Source organism: Micromonospora maritima, assembly GCF_902825405.1.
Classification (GTDB): domain Bacteria; phylum Actinomycetota; class Actinomycetes; order Mycobacteriales; family Micromonosporaceae; genus Micromonospora; species Micromonospora maritima.
The window spans coordinates 1-688 of the sequence record NZ_CADEAU010000962.1 but is presented as its reverse complement, the minus strand read 5'-3'; the positions used below and the strand labels follow the sequence as shown (position 1 = coordinate 688).

The 688-nt window shown below is 77.6% G+C and carries 1 protein-coding gene; it reads right to left on the bottom strand.

Annotated elements, in window-relative coordinates; all coding sequences use genetic code 11:
• The coding region (locus tag HUW36_RS33830; protein ID WP_174531698.1) for an acyltransferase domain-containing protein at positions 1 to 688 on the bottom strand (688 nt) is incomplete at both ends.

Below are 688 nucleotides of genomic sequence, written 5' to 3'. Positions count from 1 at the left end.
GCACCGCCGCGCCGAGCAGCGGGTGCCCGGACGCGGCCAGCCCGGCACCGGACAGGTCGCCGGTGCGCCAGGTGGCGGCGTCGGGCCAGTAGCGGCGGCGCTGGAACGGGTACGTGGGCAGGTCGACCGGCGCGCCGCCGCCGGTCAGTGTCGTCCAGTCCACGGGCGTCCCGGCGGCGTACGCCTCGGCGAGCGCGCCGAGCAGCGCGGACGGCTCGGTGCGTCCGGCGCGCAGGGTCGGTACGACCGCCGGGCCGGTGTCGTCGCCGAGGCAGTCCCGCACCATGCCGGAGAGCACCCCGTCCGGCCCGACCTCCAGGTACGTGCCGACGTGCCGCTCCCGCAGGTGGCCGATGCCGTCGGCGAAGCGGACCGCCTCACGGACGTGCCGCACCCAGTAGTCGGGGTCGCGCAGCTCGTCGGGCTCGGCGATCCGGCCGGTCAGGTTCGACAGCACCGGCAGTCGCGGCGCGTCGAGGGTGAGGCCGTCGACGACGGCCCGGAAGTCGTCGAGCATCGGCGTCATCAGCGGGCTGTGGAACGCGTGGCTGACGGTCAGCCGGCGGACCCGGACGCCGCGCTCCCGCCAGGCCCGCTCGATCTCGGCCAGGGCGTCGGCGGCCCCGGAGACCACCACCGCCGACGGGCCGTTGACCGCGGCGACGCCCACGTCGGCCCGGCCGGCGAC